The organism is Kribbella solani, from assembly GCF_014205295.1.
In the GTDB taxonomy this organism is placed as follows: Bacteria; Actinomycetota; Actinomycetes; order Propionibacteriales; family Kribbellaceae; genus Kribbella; species Kribbella solani.
On the sequence record NZ_JACHNF010000001.1, the window covers coordinates 7527372 to 7544969 of the forward strand.

At 67.9% G+C, this 17598-nt stretch carries 13 protein-coding genes; 4 read left to right on the forward strand and 9 right to left on the reverse strand.

The window, feature by feature from the left end; all coding sequences use genetic code 11:
• The first annotated feature begins 76 nt into the window (after nt 1-76).
• From HDA44_RS34980 to HDA44_RS34990, 3 genes are all read left to right on the forward strand, one after another.
• Nucleotides 77-1153, forward strand: coding sequence for a right-handed parallel beta-helix repeat-containing protein (locus HDA44_RS34980; protein WP_184841897.1), 1077 nt, complete (start codon nt 77-79; stop codon nt 1151-1153).
• Between the two features lie 126 nt (nt 1154-1279).
• Nucleotides 1280-1837, forward strand: a complete 558-nt coding sequence (locus HDA44_RS34985) for a type 1 periplasmic-binding domain-containing protein (RefSeq protein WP_184841899.1) — start codon at nt 1280-1282, stop codon at nt 1835-1837.
• Nucleotides 1838-1848: 11 nt separating this feature from the next.
• Entirely contained in the window at nt 1849-2493 is a 645-nt protein-coding gene (locus tag HDA44_RS34990) for an alpha-ketoglutarate-dependent dioxygenase AlkB (RefSeq protein ID WP_184841903.1), read from the forward strand.
• Nucleotides 2494-2569: 76 nt separating this feature from the next.
• Here the strand turns inward: HDA44_RS34990 and HDA44_RS34995 are convergent, their stop codons facing one another.
• Complete coding sequence (locus tag HDA44_RS34995; RefSeq protein ID WP_184841906.1) at nt 2570-5824, reverse strand: S8 family serine peptidase; 3255 nt, start codon at nt 5822-5824, stop codon at nt 2570-2572.
• Nucleotides 5825-6008: 184 nt separating this feature from the next.
• On the opposite strand from HDA44_RS34995, the gene HDA44_RS35000 reads away from it, so the two are divergent.
• The gene (locus HDA44_RS35000) at nt 6009-7535 is read left to right on the forward strand and encodes a N,N-dimethylformamidase beta subunit family domain-containing protein (RefSeq protein WP_184841909.1); all 1527 of its coding nucleotides are present in this window, start codon (nt 6009-6011) and stop codon (nt 7533-7535) included.
• Between the two features lies 1 nt (nt 7536).
• On the opposite strand, the gene HDA44_RS35005 is transcribed toward HDA44_RS35000, so the two are convergent.
• The 8 genes from HDA44_RS35005 to HDA44_RS35040 all read right to left on the reverse strand — a co-directional run bounded on the left by HDA44_RS35005 (nt 7537) and on the right by HDA44_RS35040 (nt 17521).
• The gene (locus tag HDA44_RS35005; RefSeq protein ID WP_184844769.1) at nt 7537-8295 is read right to left on the reverse strand and encodes an APH(3') family aminoglycoside O-phosphotransferase; all 759 of its coding nucleotides are present in this window, start codon (nt 8293-8295) and stop codon (nt 7537-7539) included.
• A 76-nt stretch (nt 8296-8371) separates the two neighbouring features.
• Nucleotides 8372-9001 carry a hypothetical protein gene (locus tag HDA44_RS35010; protein ID WP_184841912.1) on the reverse strand — a complete coding sequence of 210 codons (630 nt, stop codon included), beginning with the start codon at nt 8999-9001 and terminating at the stop codon, nt 8372-8374.
• Nucleotides 8988-9635 carry an RNA polymerase sigma factor gene (locus tag HDA44_RS35015; protein WP_202887738.1) on the reverse strand — a complete coding sequence of 216 codons (648 nt, stop codon included), beginning with the start codon at nt 9633-9635 and terminating at the stop codon, nt 8988-8990. The genes HDA44_RS35010 and HDA44_RS35015 overlap by 14 nt, the downstream gene beginning before the upstream one ends.
• Nucleotides 9636-9695: 60 nt before the next feature.
• A complete protein-coding gene (gene hglS / locus HDA44_RS35020; protein ID WP_184841916.1) occupies nt 9696-11141 on the reverse strand; it encodes a 2-oxoadipate dioxygenase/decarboxylase in 1446 nt (481 codons plus the stop codon).
• Nucleotides 11138-12289 (reverse strand): Glu/Leu/Phe/Val family dehydrogenase, encoded by a 1152-nt coding sequence (locus tag HDA44_RS35025; protein WP_184841919.1) that lies wholly within the window; start codon nt 12287-12289, stop codon nt 11138-11140. The genes hglS and HDA44_RS35025 overlap by 4 nt, the downstream gene beginning before the upstream one ends.
• Nucleotides 12279-15149 (reverse strand): FAD-binding and (Fe-S)-binding domain-containing protein, encoded by a 2871-nt coding sequence (locus tag HDA44_RS35030; RefSeq protein WP_184841922.1) that lies wholly within the window; start codon nt 15147-15149, stop codon nt 12279-12281. Before HDA44_RS35030 ends, HDA44_RS35025 begins: the two co-directional genes overlap by 11 nt.
• Nucleotides 15150-15155: 6 nt before the next feature.
• Entirely contained in the window at nt 15156-16658 is a 1503-nt protein-coding gene (gene amaB, locus HDA44_RS35035; RefSeq protein ID WP_184841925.1) for an L-piperidine-6-carboxylate dehydrogenase, read from the reverse strand.
• A complete protein-coding gene (locus HDA44_RS35040) occupies nt 16658-17521 on the reverse strand; it encodes an amidohydrolase family protein (RefSeq protein ID WP_184841928.1) in 864 nt (287 codons plus the stop codon). The genes amaB and HDA44_RS35040 overlap by 1 nt, the downstream gene beginning before the upstream one ends.
• Nucleotides 17522-17598: the final 77 nt, after the last annotated feature.

A 17598-nucleotide genomic window follows, 5' to 3' on the forward strand; every position in this document is an offset into this window, starting at 1 on the left:
GCCCTCCCTGGGTTCCGCGCGTCGCGATTGAGGCCTAGCGTGCGGATTGGTTGCTGCATCCAGGGAGGGGAATGTCATGCGACGAAAACTTGCTGTGCTGGCCGCCGTACCGGCCGTGGTGTTCGGGTCACTCGCCGCCGTGCCGGCGCAGGCGTCCGGTGCCACGATCACGGTGCATCCGGGTCAGTCGATCCAGGCGGCCGTCGATCGGGCCGCGCCGGGGACGACGATCGTTCTCGCCGCCGGAACGTACCGGCAGAGCGTGCTGATCCGGAAGGACCGGCTCACCATCCGCGGCGAGGGGAACCGCACCGTCCTGATGCCGCCGGCGAAGTTGCCGAAGAACGTTTGCACGACGGACTTCCTCGGCGGTCACGGCGCCGCGTTCTGCGTGTTCGCGAAGAAGCTGGACGCGGCGCAGAACGTGGTCACCCGGGTGTTCGATACGAAGATCTCGGATCTGCAGGTGCGCGGTTTCGACGGGATGGGGATTGTGGCGTTCGGCGGTTCGGGGTTTGTCGTCCACGACGTGACCGCGATCCACGACGGTGATTACGGGATCGCCCGGTTCAACACGGTCGGCGGAGCGGTGTACGACAACGTGGTACGGAACAACAACGAGGCCGGTATCTACGTCGGCGATACCGCGATGGCGAACGCGATCGTCCGCGACAACGATGCGACCGGGAACGAACTCGGCCTGTTCGTCCGGCACTCCCGGTACGTGAAGGTGTTCGGCAACAGGTCCTGGGGCAATTGCCAGGGTCTGCTGATCCTCGACGACGGGCAAGCCGGCGGTGCCGGGAACGTGGCCGCCTGGGACAACGATCTGAACCGGAACAACAACTTCTGCGCCGCGAACGCCGAGCACCCGCCGCTGCAAGGCGGTGGCCTGCTGGTTCTGGGCGGCACCAAGAACGTCCTGCGTGACAACACGGTGCTTGGGAACGTCGGCAAGCAGTTCAACTCCGGCGGAATCGTGCTGGTGTCAGCCGGCATGTTCCACGGTGCCAATGCGGCCTGGAACACCGTCGCCGACAACGAGGCGTTCGGCAACAGCCCGGCCGACCTCCGTTGGGACGGCCTCGGCGCGGGAAACCGTTTCCTCGACAACAACTGCCGCACGTCGATGCCCGCAGGGCTGTGCAACTGACCTGAACGACCGGCACTGAGTGCCGACCGAGGAAGTGCGCCACCACCGAGCCTCACACAAGGCGCGGTGGTGGCGTTTCATGGGAGGAACAGCCGTTCGGAGCGTGTGAAGGGATGAAGCGCGACCATGGAATCCCTGGACAGTCCGCTGCTGCGGATGCGGATCGGCGCTCCGGAGACGATCACTCTGGACGCGGCGGGTGACGGCGTGGAGCTGTCCGGCGACGGCCGGGAGTCGGCGGGCGTGGTTCGGGAGTCGGCGGCGCTTGTGGAGCTGGCGCGTGGTCGGCAGGCGAGAACGATTGCGATCGGGTTCGGGCGTGACGCCGGGGTCCGCGATACCGTCAGGGTCTTGGCGGATGGCTGGGAGGCGCAGGGAGGCGAGGCCGTGCTGGAGTTGTCTTGGCCGGAGGTGGCGGCGTCTTGGCTTCGGCAGGCTACTAGGTTTGCGGCGGCTGATCCTGATCTGTGGATCATGTTCGGTCCGCCGCTGGGGTGGGCGCAGATGACTCGGCGGCTGCTGTGGTCGACGCCGTGGGATCCCGCCCGAACACTGCTCTCCGGTGCGCTTTCCGATCGTCGCGTACTCGACCTCGTTGGACTGCACAACCTGTCGGGGATTGCGGGCGTCACCCGCGACGGGAGCCGGTGGGAGCTCGGCGGAGGACGAGGCTTTGGGCTGTGACGTTGTTTCCGATGGATGACGAGCCCAGCCGGCTTGGGGATGGGGCTGTTCTGGTTCCGGGGTGGCTCGGGATCGAGGAGCAGGTGTGGATTGTCGGTGAGTTCAGGAACTGGGTCGCCGGGCCGGTGCCGATTCGGGCTGCGAAGGTGCGTGGGCATGAGATGTCCGTACGCACGGTGTGCCTGGGCTGGCACTGGCAGCCGTACAAGTACACACGGGCCGCCACCGACGTCAACGGTGCCCGGGTGCTGCCTTTTCCGGATTGGATGGTTCGCCTCGGTCAGCGTGCGCTCCGCGAGACCGGGCACTCCGGCGCGGAGGTTGACGCGTACGCCCCCGACACCGCGCTGGTGAACTACTACGACGACGCCGCGCGGATGGGGATGCACCAGGACAAGGACGAGCGTTCGCTCGCGCCGGTGGTGTCACTGTCCATCGGGGACGACTGCACGTTCCGTTTCGGCAATACCGAGAACCGCGGCAGGCCGTACACCGACGTCAGGTTGCGGTCGGGTGACCTCTTCGTCTTCGGTGGAGCATCGCGTCTCGCGTACCACGGCGTCACCCGCGTCCACTCGCGCACCGCCCCCGAGGGCTGCGGCCTGACGACCGGACGGATCAACATCACCATGCGCATGACCGGCCTGACGGACTGAGGGCAACAAAAGCACCCACAAAGCAAAAGCACGGCTGGGGTGTCGTGGCGAGACGACACCCCAGCCGCGCGCCCAGCTACTTCAGCAGGAACGCATTCACGATCGTCTGGTCAACTTTGTTGCCTTCAGCATCGGATGCGGTCGCCTTGAGCGAGACGGACTTGGCGCCGGCCGGGTGCTTGATCAGCGCCAATGTCCTGCCTCCCACCGAGTAGACCTTGACCGGCTGCCAGGTCGCGCCGCCGTCGTGGGAGACGGCCAGCGAGTCGACCTTGCCCTGCTTGCCGGCGTTGTGGTCGACGGTGATCGGGAGCAGCGTCGGGACCTTCGCCGAAGCGTTCGCCGGTGGGGCGAAGCGGACCGCCAGCAACGGCAGCGGCGCCGGCTTGTCACCGGTGACGCTGTCGGAGCGGAAGGTCCAGTCCGCGACGATCCGCGACGACAACGGGTTGTTCCGGGTACCGACGATGTGCAACTGGTACGTGCCCGCGCCGGCCGGAACCCTGACCCTCTCAAGGTAGCCCGGGAACGTCTCGGTCGCGATCACTTGACCGTCCTTGGAGAGGACGGTGGTTCCCTCGGTGATCGCGAACCCGGCGCCGCCGGCCCGCGAGTCGGTGTGCAACGGGATGTCGAAGTGCAGGTCGTCGCCGATCCGCCCGGCGCTGTCATAACTCCGCCTGTACGAAGGCAGGGCCGGGCCGAACACCGGGAATCCCCAGCGGGTGGTCGTTGTCCGGCCGAGCTGGTATGTGACTGGCGCGGCCGTCACCTGCATCGCGAGCCCGCGGACGTCGTCCGGCTTCTCGGACTCGACGAACGCCGGGTACCACGCCTTGCCCGGGGTGTAGAGCTCGTCCAGCGTGAACGGCAGCGCCCGCGTGACACCTTCCCGGATCCCGTACGTACCGGGCTTGCTGCCGGCATGTTGCGCCTTCACCCGAGCCAGTGACCTGTCCCGTACCCGGCTCACGAGCTTGGCCGGGACCCGGCCGAGGTCGTCCCGCGCCAGGTGGTACTGGTAGCTCGAGTTGGCCGGCGCCGCCAGCTCCGCCCCCTTCAGGAACCGGAACGCGTCCGGCGCCGCGCTGGTCCGGCTCGGAATCACGGTCGATCCCTCGAAGGTGCTGTTGAGATAGATGGCCCCGGTCGACTCGTCGCCACCCCAGACGGTGTCCCGCGCCATCCCGAACACTGCCGTCGAGGTGACGGCGTCCGGTTTGTCGACCTGGAAGCCGACCGGCACCCCGGTGCGCGCGTCGACGGTCACCTCGCCGGGCCCGTCGACCGTGAACGACGGTTCGGCGGCGTACGCCGCCTTGCCGAGCTTTTCGTCGTCGACATAGGCCTCGAAGTAGTGCTGACCCTTGATCAGCCGGGACGTCGTCGTACTCCCGCTCTCCTCCGCCGGCAGCACGGCGGTGGGATGCTCGATGCTCACGAACCGGTACCCATAGTTCGTGGTGGGCTTCCCGTCGAATCCGACGAAGTTCACCTTGACGTCGTAGCTCTCCACCTCGCGGTCGACCGTGATCGGCGTCCGGAGCTCACCAGCGGCGATCACCCCGGTGTAGATGCCGTCGGTGCCCTCCACGGCGGTGTTGGTGGTGACCGTCGCGGTCGCCTTCCCGCCGGCCGGGATGGTCAGCGAGGCAGGGGAGACCGAGAACATCTCCGCCGGCGCCGGCTTGCCGTCCGGGTCGTTCACCTGGGCGGCCAGGTTCAGCGTGACCGGAGCCGAGCCGAAGTTGGAGTAGGTGACCTCGCGACTGATCGGCTTGTCGTCCTGGTGCGGCCAGCGGACGATGCCGTTGCTGATACTGCCGACCGAGGCGCGCACCGTCGATTTCGTCACCGCGGCCACGTCGACCCGGCCGGCGCCCTGCTCGAACACGGACAGTTTCGGGTTGGGTTTCGCCGTACCCATCAAGGTGGCCTTGAGCTCGCCGGCCTTCCAGTCCTTGTGTTCCTGGGCCAGAATCGCCGCGGCACCGGCGACGTGCGGAGCGGCCATCGACGTACCGGACAGCTCCAGGTGGTCCTTGCCGACGTTCGGGGCCTGCTGGCCGAGGACACTGTCCTTTGCCTTCGCCGCGACGATGCCGACGCCTGGCGCGGTGATGTCGGGTTTGATCGCGTTGTCCAGGTACCGCGGGCCGCGACTGGAGAAGTCGGCCAGGTTCTCGTCGTGGTCGACCGCGCCGACGGTCAGCGCCGAATCGGCGGCGGCCGGGCTGCCCGGCATGCCACCACTGTTGCCGGAAGCAACGACAAACAGGGCGCCGGTCTCGCTGGTCAGCCGGTTGACGGCCAGTGACATGACGTCCGTGCCGTCACTGGGCCAATCGGAGCCCAGGCTCATGTTGACGACCTCGGCGCCGGCCTTCGCGGCCCATTCCATCCCGGCGATGATGCCCGCTTCGGAACCGAACCCGTTGTCGTCGAGCACCTTGCCGTTGAGCAGCTTCGCGTCCGGCGCCACGCCACGATAGACGGCGTTCTCGCCGGTCACGATCGACGCCACATGCGTACCGTGACCGAACTTGTCGATGGTCCCGCTGCTCGAATCGGTGAAGTCCTTGGCTGCCGCGACCGCGTCCTTCAGGTCGGGATGCGTGGTGTCGATTCCGGTGTCCAGTACGGCGACCTGGATGCCCTTGCCGGTGAAACCATTCTTCCAGGCCTCGGGCGCGCCGATCTGCGGAACGCTCTTGTCCAGAAAGGCGCGGACCGGTCCGTCCAGGCGAATCCACTGCTTGGACTTGGACTTCGTCCGCAGCGCGTTGCGGGCGCCCGTCCAGTACGGCGCGTTCTTGCCGATGCGGATCGCCGTACCGCCGATGCTCGGCAGGCTGACGGACTTGCCGGCGCCGGATCGCAGCGCGACCGGACCGCTCACGATCAACGGAATGTCGGACCGCGACCGGTCGTCGAACCCGTGCTTGATCAGCTGCGTGACGTTGAACAGACGCGGATCCAGCTCACCGGAGCGTACGGCGGCGTCCGCGTCCATCGGCACCACGGTCAGGTCGCCGTTGACCTCCTTGCGCTCGATGAACGTGACCTTCTCGCGGCCCTTGGCCGGTCGGATCTTGGCCGGCTGGTCACCGCGCAGGCTGACTCGATCGCCGGTGATCAGCGTGACGTCACCGGTGACTTTGCTATCGGCAACTGTACGGGCGGGCACCTTGCCACCGGCCGGCTGTTCCGCCGACGGCTTGGGTCCGTTGAGTTGTGCGCCGCTTGCCGCCGCGGCTCCGCCGAGTATGCAGCTCCCGGCAACCAGCGTGGCCACGACGGCCACGACGGGACGACGTCGTCCCTTCCTCATAACACCTCCACATAGGCCTCACGGATGGGTGGATATCAGCCTTATGTCCGGAAAGCGCCAAGCGTTTCGGCCGCTGATCGGCTGTAATGGAGTTGCAACAATTTAACTGAAATCAATTCAGTTTGGACAAATAGTTACTATTAATCCGTCCTTGATTCCGAAGGAAACGGATTGGTGACTCAGGATGGAATGGCGGCCGAGCCGGCGCGCGCTGCTGGCGTCAGTGGGGATCGCGGGGGTTGGCGGCGGCGCCGGTCTGTGGTGGGCGCTCGACGACCAGTGCACCTGTGCGGACTCGGCGACCGCGCCGATGTCAGCCGAGGCCAAGGCCGCCTTGGCCCGCGTTGCGCCTACTGGACTGCGCCGTCCTTCGGCGGTGATCACGCGAGAGAACCGCCGGACCGGTTCGAACGGCTGGAACCTCCGCAGCGGCCGGACCAGTGACGACAAGCGTCGCCAGATCCAGGGGTACGCCTCGGCCACCAGCGTGCAGGCCGGCGAAGAGCTGCACTTCCACCTCAGCTGCGACTCGCCCCAGCAGGTGCGCATCGACCTGTATCGCCTGGGCTTCTACGGCGGCAAGGGCGGTCGGCTGGTGCTGAGCAGCCCGCCGCTGGGCGTTGGGACCCAACAGCCGCCGAGTACTGACCCCAGCACGCACCTGGTGTGGTGCCAGTGGACCCGTACCTGGACGGTGCGCATCCAGGCCGACTGGCTGTCCGGCTACTACCAGGCCGTCTTCACCAGGGCTGACGGTGTACGGGCGGGGACCGTCTTCGTAGTACGCGACGATGCGCCGACCAGCGAGGTAATGGTGGTACTGCCCTTCACCACCTATGCCGCGTACAACTGGTGGCCCCGTGACGGGCAGACAGGGTCCAGCCTGTACGGGATCGAGGGCGCCAAGGGTAAAGCGAAGCAGGTGACCTTCGACCGCCCGTACCACGAACACGGACTGCCCAGCCGCCACGAGCTGGATCACCGGCTGATCTGGTGGCTGGAACAGCAAGGCTTCGACTGCCAGTACGCCACCAGCATCGACCTGCACGAAGGCCGGATCGACCCGGGCCGGCATCGGCTACTGGTCTCCAGTGGGCACGACGAGTACTACTCGGACGAGATGCGTTCAGTGGTCGTCAAGGCCCGCTCGGGTGGGACGAACCTCGCCTTCTTCGGCGCCAACGCCATGTACTGGCGAATCCGGCTGGAAGCCGGCCGAACGGGCGGCGCGAACCGGATCGTCACCTGTTACAAGTCGAAGGACGACCCCGAGCGCTCCGCCCCAACCCGTCAGTGGCGGCAGGTGGACTTGCCCGAGCAAGCCCTGATGGGCAGCCAGTACACGTCCCGCATGAAGCAGCCGCACCCACTGGTGGTGAGCTCGCCCGAACACTGGATGTGGGCCGGGACCGGGGTTCAGCAGGGAACTCAGTTCCCGCGGATCGTGGCAGTGGAAGCGGACCGGGTGATGGACAAGTTCGAACTGGCACCCGGCTCAGAGCACGCGACGCTCACCAGTTCGCCGTTCTGCAACGCTGCCGGGGACGAGGATCTCCAACAGACCGTGTTACACCGCGCCCCGGCCGGCGGGTACGTGTGGAACGCCGGCACCTTCCACTGGTCGTTCGGCCTGAGCCACCCCAAGCTACAAGATCCCCGGCTGGAGCGAGCCACCTTCAACCTGCTGACGCGAATGCTGGGTCACGACTGAATCAGAAGAACTCGTCGAGGAGGATGTAGTACGCCAGCTTCGCCGGAGCTGGTGAGGTGCCGTACTGGGCCAGGAACTGCTCGGCGTGGCCGGGCTGGAACGGGTCGTCGCTGAGCTCCCGGTGCAGGATCGCGAGATCCAGCCAGCGGTCGGCGATCCCGAGTTTGCCGACGTCGATGAACCCGGCCAGTTCGCCGGTGCCGGGGACGAGCAGGACGTTCTCGGGCGTCAGGTCGCCGTGGCAAACGACCAGATCCTCGGCGGGTGGCCGGTTTCGTTCGAGTTCGCCGAGCAGTTGGTCGCCCGTCCACCCGGCGTACTCGTCCTCAAGGTTGTCCAGGTCCACGAGACCGGCTTGCACCTGCGCTGTGGCCAGCCGGGTCGTGACGTCCACCTCGCGATGAAATGGGCAGCTGCCGGTCGGGAGCTCGTGCAGCATCCTGGCGATGTCCGCTAGCGAACGGACAACCGTGCCGAGGTCGTCGCCCGGCCAGTCGGCGGCGGGGATTCCAGGCACCGACTCGGTGATCAGCCAACCTGCCCGGCCGTCCTGCCCGTGGCCGACGACCTTCGCGGTGGCGACACCTTGCCCGGCCAGCCACTCCAGTCGCTCGGCCTCCGCGGTGATTGCCGTGACATCCTCGTCCACCTTCAGGAACATGCCTGCCGATCGATACACCTCGGCACCCGACTCGCCGGTTTCCACCAGGCTCCACGAATCGCTTCCGTAGCGAGCGATCAAGCGTTTCGCAGTCTCCATCACCCTCGCGACCGTAGCCGCTCCCGCGCCCGGCGCGCGACCTCAATTCAGCCGGCGCGTACGGAACCGCGGTGGTTCAGCGCGGCCGGTGGTAGTACGTCTCGCCGTTCTTGGTGGCCCGGCCGAACTCGACGATGGTCGCGCCCTTCAGATTCCGCGCGATCTCGAGGCCGGACTGGCAGCCTGGGTCCGCGGCGGTGAGGGTACCGGAGCATTTCTCACCCGGTTCGAGGACCCGGATCTTGCCGGCCTCATTTTGGGGTACGGAGTAGCCGGCGAACTGAGCAATCGCGGTCGGGCTGAGTGGGATCACCGTCACCGTCACCGGCAACCCCATGGCCCGGAACTCGGCGTTGTAGCGGGCCGGGTCGGCGTCGGGGTCGATGACGCGGACGATCACGGAATCGCCTTCCCGGGTGAAGGACAACGCGCGGGCCTGAGTTTGCCCGGGGCCGGTGACGACGCTGGCCGCGACCACGCCGGCAATCAGCAAGCTGAACGCGCTGGCGAGCGCGAGCCGCTGTTTCCCGGAGCCAGCCAGCTGGAAGCCGCGCCACCCGGACGCCGTGGTCGGGCGGGGCTCTTCCTCGGGGCTGAGCATGGTGATGTCGCGGGACAGCTGGGTCCAGGCGGCGGCGCCGACCTCGGTGCCGGTGGTGCTGGGCTTGAGAGCGCGGATCGCCGCGTCGATGTCAGACGTCTTCATGCGAGATCTCTCCGTTCACGGCAGTATTCGAGGGGACAGCATTCGAGGAGACAGCATTCGAAGGGGCAGCATTCGAACGGTCAGCGACCAGCTCGGTGAACCGTCGCCGGGCCCGGAACAACCGGATCCGCACCGCGTTCCGGGAACAGCCCAGAACGGTCGCGATCTGTGCGGTGCTCAGGTCTTCCCACGCGACCAGCGTGAGCAGCTCGCGATCCGGTTCGGGCAGTGCGCGGAAGGCCCGTGCCATCGTCGAGTCGGCGTCGCTGAGTTCGGGTCCTGGCACGGAGGTGTCCGTGAGCTCGTCCCGGAGCTTGTACGTGAGCGCCGTCCGCCGTACCTCGCCGCGCCGGTGGTTGGCGAGTACCCGCCGGGCGACGCCGAACAGCCAGGGCCTGGTCTGGTCACCGGACGGCACCTCCTCAAGGCGTCGCCAGGCGATCACGAACGTGTCGGACAGCAGGTCGGCGGCGTCGTGGCTGGAGCCGGTGCGTCGCAGCAGGTATCCGAGCACCGCCTCCCGATGGGTGCCGAACACCTCCTCGAACCGCTGTCGACGGTCGTCGAGCGGCGGATCGTGCACGGCGTCCTCACTCACCGGCCCGAGCCGGGGCCTGATCGGTGTCTCGGTCATACCCCCTATCTGTCCGGCATCCTGCCAAACCATTTCAGCCGCGGACCCCGGCGAACCTCGTCAGTTACCGATTCGACGCGGGGAGATTGTCAGGCCGAGCGCCGCCTCGATTGCCCGGAGTGAAGCGTGGCTCTCCGCCGCGTACGTTTCTTCGGGTACGTGGATGTGGCGGTTGATCCGTTCGGTGAGCCAGGTGGCGTCACGGGGAGCGTGGTCGGCGCTTTCGTCCATCGTGGTGTCGCGGGACAGGTTGGACGAGAAGATCCCGGCCGCCGAACGGGGCAGAAAGTCCTCGTAGACGATCGGCCGAAGGATCACGGATCCGTCGTCGAGGAGCCGATCGAGCTCCGCCGGAGCCGCGCCGGACCCGGCGTGCCCGCCTCGACCGGTGCGGGTTCGAGGCGGCGCCCACCCCGAACCAGCGAGGTGGTACGAGAAGTAGGCCAGGCCTTGGCGTTCGAGCTCCCGTTCGGTACTCGGCATGCCGACGGACCAGATGCCGGCCGCGAGCTCCTGCCGAGGCCGCCCCGGATCGCCGGCGACGGCTTCCTCGACCTTCAGCATCAGCTCGTCGTACCGCGCGCGGCCGAGCGGGGTGAGCGCGATCCCGCGGGCCTCGACCTCGCCGAAGCGGACCCGGAGGGTTCCGTCGGTCAACGTGCCGTCCGGGTCACGAAAGCGCCGTGGCTCGGCCAGCGCGCGGAACGAGGTTTGCCGGAGCAGTACCTCCGGACCGTCCCAGGCGGGCGGACCCTGAATGGCGTCGATCATCTCGATGCCGCGCTCGGTCATCGATCGATAGAGGTCGTCGATGTCGAGTACACGCGGCGTGAGGTGGTTGATATGCGTCGTGGTGACGCCGCCGATGTCGGCCGCGACGCCGGAGATCGCCTCGAGCTCCGCGTACCAGGCTCGATCCACCGGCTCCGCGGACAGCGCGAAGGACGCGGTGGCCAGGTCGAGGAACCGGTCCGCGTCGTCGGCGCCAAGGCCGTCGCCGGCCTCGGAGCGGTCGGCCAGTTCGAGCAGTTCCGCGGGGAACAGCGTGCGCGCTTCGAGGAACCTCGTCAGTCGGGCCTCGAGGTCGGCATCGAAGAACCGCCGGTCCTGCGGTACCAGCATCGACGTGAAGACGCGGAACGGGTTGGCCGCGAGTTCGTCCCGGTCGAGCGGACGAAAGGCGGTCGAAATGACCGGAATCGGCTGTGGATGCGCGTCCCGCAGGTCGTAGAACCCGACCGGGTACATGCCGACGGCACCGAAGATCCGGGCGAGCTGCGACAACTCGGCCGGCGTACCGACGCGTACCGCACCATGCCGTTCCGCCGTGACGCGCTCCAGGCTGCCGAAACGCTCCGCGGTTGACCCGTTGGCCGCGAGCACCCGCTCGTTGACCTCCTGCGCCACCTCGACCAGGGTCCGGTACGCAGGCACCTCGCGGCCGTACAACTCCGACAACCGGACGGCGAGACGCGCCCGCAAGCTGGTCCTGTCCACGAAGGTCATCGCTGCCTCTCCATAGGCGCACCACGCAGCCTCATCGCCTCGCGGACCCGTTCCTGCGCCAGGGCGTACGCGGCCTGGTGCGGCGGGATGTCGCGCTGCCGGCTCTCCTCGATGACCCGGTCGGTGTTGGCCCGGAGCTTCGCCGAGATCATCGTGAAGACGGCACCGGGCTCGACCGGGAACGGCGACTGCCGCGCGTCCATCGAGTGCGCCGCGGCGACGATGCCGCCGGCGTTCGCGATGAAGTCGGGTACGACCGTGATCCCGCGCTCGTGCAGGAGTTCCCGCGCGGCCGGCGTGGTCGGCAGGTTGGCGCCTTCGACGATCAGGGCCGCGGTCGTCGTCTTCGCCACGTCGACGTCGATGACGTCCTCACGGGCGGCAGGGACGAGGATGTCGGCGTCGACGGACAGCGCGGCCGCGGGCGGCTGGGCCGGACCGTACTCGGTGACACATCGGTCGCCGTGTTCGCGGCGGAGCTCGATCAGTCGCTGGATATCGATGCCATCGGCATCGATCACCGCGCCTTCCGCGGTCGACACGGCGACGATGACCGCGCCCAGTTCGGCATAGCGGCGGACGGCGGCCTGGCCGACCGCGCCGAAGCCCTGGACCGCGATCCGGGCGCCCTTCAGATCGAGCGCGAGCCGGGCGGCGGCCGCATCGGTGGCTTCGGCGACCCCGAATCCGGTCACGCCGAGTTCGTCGTACGGCAGGCCGCCGAGCGCGGCCGGGAGGCCGACCGCCGCGCCACGATCGCCCAGCTCGTCGGCGAAGATCGCGGCGTCCGCCTCAGTGAGACCCATGTCCAGACCGAACACGTACTCCCGGGGTACTTCGTTCGCCAATGCCCGCGCGAACGCGCGCAGGATCCTTTCCTTGTCCGCGCCCCGGGGATCGCCCTGGATGCCGGCCTTGGCGCCGCCGTGGAACAGGTCGGTCGCGGCCCATTTCCAGGTCATCGTCCGGGCCAGCCGGGCGACCTCGGCGACGCTGAGGTCGGGGCTCATCCTGGTCCCGCCCTTGCCGATCCCGCGCGCGGTGTTGTCGATGACGAGCACACCACGCATCCCGGTCCGGCGGTCGGAGACGCAGACGATCTTCTCCGGTCCCCATTCGTCGATCAGGTCGAAGGTGTCAGCAGTCATTGGTTCGAAGGTCCTTCGGGTCGTGCCCGGACTTCTCACCGCGACGGCCGGACCGGCCGTTCTGACCGAGGTGGCCGGCGAGGAGCTGGGCGAGGTGGAGGCCGCGCTGTTCGGTGAGGTCGGCCAGTTGGGTCCGGCAGGAGAATCCGTCGGCGAGGACGGCGTCGTAGGTGGCGTCGGCGACGGCAGGCAGGAGTTGTTGTTCGGCCACGGCGACCGACACGTTGTAGTGACCGGATTCGGCACCGAAGTTTCCGGCCAACCCACAACAACCACCGAGCCGCTGCACCGATGCACCCGAGCTCACGAGGAGCCGTTCGTCGGTGTCCCAGCCCATCACCGCATGGTGATGGCAGTGCGGCTGTGCGACGACGCGGACGCCGTCGAGTCGTGGCGGCGTCCAGTCCGTGTGCTCGGTCAGCAGCTCACCAAGTGTCTTGACGCTCGCGGCGACAGCACGCGCTTCCTCGGAGTCGAGCAGTTCGACAGCGTCGTGCCGCAGTACGGCTGTGCATGAGGGCTCGATGCCGACGATCGGGATGCCCTTCCGAGCCGCCGCGGCGAGGGTGCCGACGGAGCGGCCTAGGATGCGTTTGGCAGCGTCGAGTTGCCCGGTCGAGATCCAGGGCAGGCCGCAGCAAACTGTCGGTGCGGTGATCGTCGGCGTGAAGCCGGCCTGTTCGAGAACCCGGATCAGGTCCTTGCCGACTTCCGGGGTGAAGTGATCGGTGAAGCTGTCGACGAACACGACGACCGGCTTCCCGCCCGGCCGTACCTCGGCTTTGCCGAACCACGCACGCAGAGTCTGCTCCGCGAAGCGCGGAATGGATCGGCGCCGATCGACGCCCGCCAGCCAGAGTGCCAGCGGGCGTACGCCTCGGAGCGACGTCAACCGGTTGGCCAACCGCGGAACATGGCTCGCCAGCCGGGCCCAACGGGGAAGCCATCCGAGCGAGTAGTGCGTCCGCGGCCGGAGACGCCGGCGGTACGTCTGGTGGAGCACCTCCGACTTGTACGACGCCATGTCGATCCCGGTCGGACAGTCGGAAGCACAGCCCTTGCAGGAGAGGCACAGATCGAGCGCGTCGTGCAGTGCGGGGTCTGCCCAACCGTTGACGAGTTCGCTGTTGACAAGCTCTTGCAGCAACCGCGCGCGGCCTCTGGTCGAGTCCTTCTCATTGCGCGTCGCGGCGTACGAAGGACACATCACAACGCCCGCGCCCTGAGCGACCGAACGGCATTTGCCCACCCCGGTACACCGGTGCACGACCCGCGAAAAGTCGCCGTTGTCGTTCGCGTACGCCAATGCCAACTGTGTTCGAGGTGCTTTGGCCGAAGGGACCCGGAGCGATGCGTCGATCTTGTCCGGTTGCACAAGCACGCCAGGGTTCAACAGCCCGTCGGGGTCGAAGATCTGCTTCACAGCGGCGAACAGCTCGATCAGTCGCGCGCTGTAGAGGTGGGGGAGCAGCTCACTGCGTGCACGTCCGTCCCCGTGTTCACCCGACAAGGAGCCGCCGTGCCGCGCGACCAGCGCCGCTGCCTGTTCGAGGAAGTCCCTGAACACGTGCGTGCCGCCCTCGGCCGCGAGCGGGAAGTCGAGGCGTACGTGAACGCACCCCTCGCCGAAGTGACCGAACGGCATCGAGGTGAACCCGAAGTCGTCCACCAACTCGTCGAACTCGCGGAGGTAGGACGCGAGCCGCGCGGGCGGAACCGCGGCATCCTCCCAGCCCGCCCAGGCCGGTTCGCCGGAAGGCGCGCGGCCCGCGAGCCCGGCGCCGTCCTCCCGAATCCGCCACAGGACGGAGATCTCGCCTGGTGCGGTGACGATCCGGGCGTCGATGGCAGCGACGTCCTTGATCAGCCGCCGCGCCCGCTCCACGGAGTCCTCACCGCAGAGTTCGACGAAGAGCCAGGCCTTGCCTTGGGGGAGATCCGGTACGGCGGATGCTCCGCGACGCTCACGCAATACGTCGACAATGCGTGAGTCCAGACCTTCGCAGGCGGTCGGGCCGTGCTGCAGCACCGGCGGCGTGTCAGCGGCGGCGTCGACGATGTTTTCGTAGCCGAGGGCAACCAAGACGCGATGGTCCGGTGCCCGGACGAGCCGGACGGTCGCCTCGGTGACGATGCCGAGCGTGCCCTCGCTGCCGACCAGGACCCGGCTCAGGTCGAACCCGTTCTCCGGCAGAGCGTGCTGCAGTGCGTACCCGGAGATCTGCCGGCCGAAGGTACCCAGCTCGGTGCGAATCGCGGCCAGGTTTCGATCGATCAGTCCGCGCAGCCGCGTACGCCCGGAGTCGAAGCCCTCGGCGCCGTCCGTCCAGGTACGGAGCAACTGCCCCGTACCTGTGAGGAGTTCGAGTCCTGGCACGTTGTCCGACGTTCGCCCGTACCCCAGTGAGCGGGAGCCGCACGCGTCGTTCCCGATCATCCCGCCGATGGTGCACCGCGTCGACGTCGACGGGTCCGGTCCGAACCGCAGTCCGTACGGCGCCACCGCGGCCTGAAGCTGGGCCTGTACGACGCCGGGCTGTACTTTGGCCAGCCGCCGCTCGGGATCGATCTCCAGTACGCGGTTCAGGTGCCGGCTGAAATCCAGCACGATGCCCGGCCCGACCGCGTTGCCCGCCACGGACGTACCAGCACCGCGAGCGGTGATAGGTACGCCCGTCGCGCCGGCGACCGTGAGAGTCGCGATCACGTCATCGAGCGAGCGCGGCATCACCACGGCCCGCGGTACGACCCGGTAGAGCGACGCGTCGGACGAGTACGCGGCCCGGGAACCCTTGTCGATGTGTACGTCGGCGACGCCCGCGCGGTTGAGTTGACGACGGAGGCCGTCCAGTTGGTTCATGACCGATCAGGCAAACTCGACGCCCTGCGCGAGCGGAAGCTCGGCCGAGTAGTTCACCGTGTTCGTCGTCCGGCGCATGTAGTTCTTCCAGGCGTCCGAACCGGACTCGCGGCCGCCGCCGGTGTCCTTCTCGCCGCCGAACGCGCCGCCGATCTCGGCCCCGGACGGCCCGATGTTGACGTTGGCGATGCCGCAGTCGGACCCGGTCGCGGACAGGAACAGCTCGGCCTCGCGCGCATCCAGCGTGAAGATCGAGGACGACAACCCCTGGGAAACATCGTTGTGCAGGGCAATGGCTTCGTCGAGGTCGCGACAGGTCAGCAGGTAGAGCAGCGGAGCGAACGTCTCCGCCTTCACGATGTCGGTCTGGGACGGCATGGCGATGATCGCCGGATGGACGTAGTAGCCGTCGGCAACCTCGGCGCGTTGTCCGCCGGTGACCAAGGTCCCACCGTCGGCCTGTGCCTGGTCGACAGCGGCACCGAAGGCCTCGTAGGCCTGCTGGTCGATCAATGGTCCGACCAACGTACCTGGTTCGAGCGGGGAACCGATCGGCAGCGTTTCGTAAGCGCTCGCGAGTCGCGCCAGCAGGTCGTCGTGGATGGACTCGTGGACGATCACGCGCCGCAGCGAAGTGCATCGCTGTCCCGCCGTACCGACCGCGGAGAAGACGATGCCCCGGACCGCGAGATCCAGATCGGCGCTCGGGGCAACGATCGCGGCGTTGTTGCCGCCGAGCTCGAGCAGCGATCGGCCGAGCCGGGCCGCGACGCGCGGAGCGACCTCCTTGCCCATCCGCGTCGATCCGGTCGCGGAGACGAGCGGAACTCTCGCGTCGTCGACGAGCGCCGCGCCGACGGTGTGGTCCCCGATCAGGATCGACGTGATCGCGGCCGGTGCGCCGACTCGCCGCGCTGCCTCGGCAGCGAGCGATTGACAGGCGAGGGCGGTCAGCAACGTCTTCTCGGACGGCTTCCACACCACGGCGTCACCGGCGACGAACGCGAGCGCCGCGTTCCATGACCACACCGCGGCCGGGAAGTTGAACGCCGAGATCACGCCGACGACGCCGAGCGGATGCCATTGCTCCATCATCCGGTGCCCGGGCCGCTCGGTGGCGATGGTCAGGCCGTGCAACTGCCGGGACAGCCCGACGGCGAGGTCGCAGATGTCGATCATCTCTTGCACCTCGCCGAGGCTCTCCGACGTGATCTTGCCCGCCTCGATCGAGATCAGGGTCGCAAGCTCGGCCTTGTGCTCGCGCAACAGTTCGCCCAGCTCACGGACGAGTCGTCCGCGTACGGGCGCTGGTACGGCACGCCAGTCGAGGAAGGCGGCGTGGGCCGCACCAATGATCGTGGCCACGTCCTGCACGGTGTTCCCGCGGAGCCGGCCGAGTTCGCTGCCGTCGATCGGCGAGTGACAGCTGAGTTCACCGGCAGGGTCGAACGGATCCTTCACACCGAGCCGGTCGAGAGCATCCAGTGCCTGGGCGGTGAGATCGGTCATCACGCGTCCTTCGTCCAGAACAGGTCACGGGCATTCGCGCCGAGCAGCCGTTCCAGTACTGGCGTTTCGAGGCCGATCTCCTGCCACTCATGGAGGACCCGGTCGATCGGCATCACCGGCCAGTCGGTTCCGAACAGCACCTGGTCGACGAGTACGCGCGGCAGGAAGCTCATCAACACGTCCCAGCCGGAGCCGGGGCGCCCGACGTACTTCGGCGACAGTCCACCGAACTCGAGGTAGACCGTCGGGTGGCGGCGCGCCACCGCGCAGTACTCCGCGACCCAGGGCCATCCGCCGTGGCAGGCCATCAGGCGCAGTTGAGGAAAGTCACACGCGACCTGGTCGAGCAGTTCGGCCCGCTCGTGCCGGATCGGATGCATCCGCGAGTAGTTGATCCCGGTGTGCAGCGCGACCACGAGCCCGAGTTCCTCGGCACGCGCGTACGCCGGGTACAGCCGGCGGTCGTCGATGTCCATGCCGAAGAAGGCCGGCTGGATGTTGACACCGGCCAGGCCCAGCGCGGCGATGGCGTCGACCTGACGCGCGGCCGCTCCCGGCGAGGCCGGAGGGAGCATGATGGTGCCGACGCCGGCGAAGCGATCCGGGTGCTGGGCGACGAGCCCGGCGACGGCGTCGTTCAGCTGCGCCGCGTCGGCGTCGTCCTCGTACTCCGCGTGAATCACCGCCCGCGCGATGCCGGTGTCGTCGAGCTCGCCGAACATCGCGGCCAGCGTGCCGGCCTCGGACTTGGCGCTCAGATCGAGGATGCGGTCGTACTGCTCGTGCAGCAGGGCGGGGGAGCTGCCGCGGACCTTCGCGCGCAGCTCGAAGGGCAGCCGGACGCGTGCGTCGATCAGTTCCATCGTGGTCGCCTACTCCTCGGGTCGGTCGGTGTCAGCCCTTCGATTAAAATTGATCGATCGCTCAAATGTCAATCCCG